Source organism: Xenorhabdus entomophaga (genome assembly GCF_037996725.1).
Classification (GTDB): domain Bacteria; phylum Pseudomonadota; class Gammaproteobacteria; order Enterobacterales; family Enterobacteriaceae; genus Xenorhabdus; species Xenorhabdus khoisanae.
In genome coordinates, this window is the sequence record NZ_JBBMXH010000301.1 from 1 (window position 1) to 670 (window position 670).

Annotated in this window: 1 protein-coding gene; it reads right to left on the reverse strand. The window is 43.9% G+C overall.

Translation table 11 applies throughout. From position 1 onward, the window contains the following. Positions 1-22: 22 nt before the first annotated feature. Positions 23-670 (reverse strand): IS1 family transposase gene (locus tag AAC854_RS22880; protein ID WP_340619098.1). Its coding sequence is split into 2 segments (ribosomal slippage), with 649 coding nucleotides annotated over them: positions 23-471 and positions 471-670; the frame shifts between segments, so codons are not numbered across the junction. This gene is flagged as partial in the annotation.

Consider the following 670-nt stretch of genomic DNA (forward strand, 5'->3'; position numbering starts at 1 on the left):
ATGAACCCAATAGTTAGATCTTTTAGAGAAAGTAGTATTCACGCTCAATGAACGTTCCTATCACTTTATCGTGTATTTCTGCTGACTTAGAATAACCTATCGTTTTTCGATTCAGCCTTTTGAGGCGAATACGCAGAGTGAGGTTGGTTCTCTCGATACGTTGGGTAAATTTCTTTCCCGTAAGGTGTTTGTCCTCAGACAGGCAATCGTAAACGGCATAATCATCCGTACAGTAGAACTGAATGTTGAAAGGAGACAGAAGAGCCAGCAATTTTTTCAGCGTCTTCCTGCTACGATCACCAAATACATGCGCCACTACTCGCTTCAGATTAGGTTCCCAAGCATACCAGAGCCAACGCTGATTTTTCTTGTGGCCAACAAATGACCACTGCTCGTCTATTTCACAGATAATCTGAATATCACTTCCCACAAGCGGTAGTGTGGTTACTTGTCTTGGTGTGAGCTTTTTAATGTGCGAATAACCGTGTTAATGCCGATTTTCAGAACTCGCGCCGTATCCCTGACACCAGAATTATTCATTGCCATATCAATAACTCGCTCTTTCGTACCGGGATTGCAGGCTTGATAGGTATAGTTCAGTTGGAAGGTTTTCCGGCAGGCGTAGCAGTGATACCGAGGATGCCCAGTACGTCCTTTACCATGCCCTTTA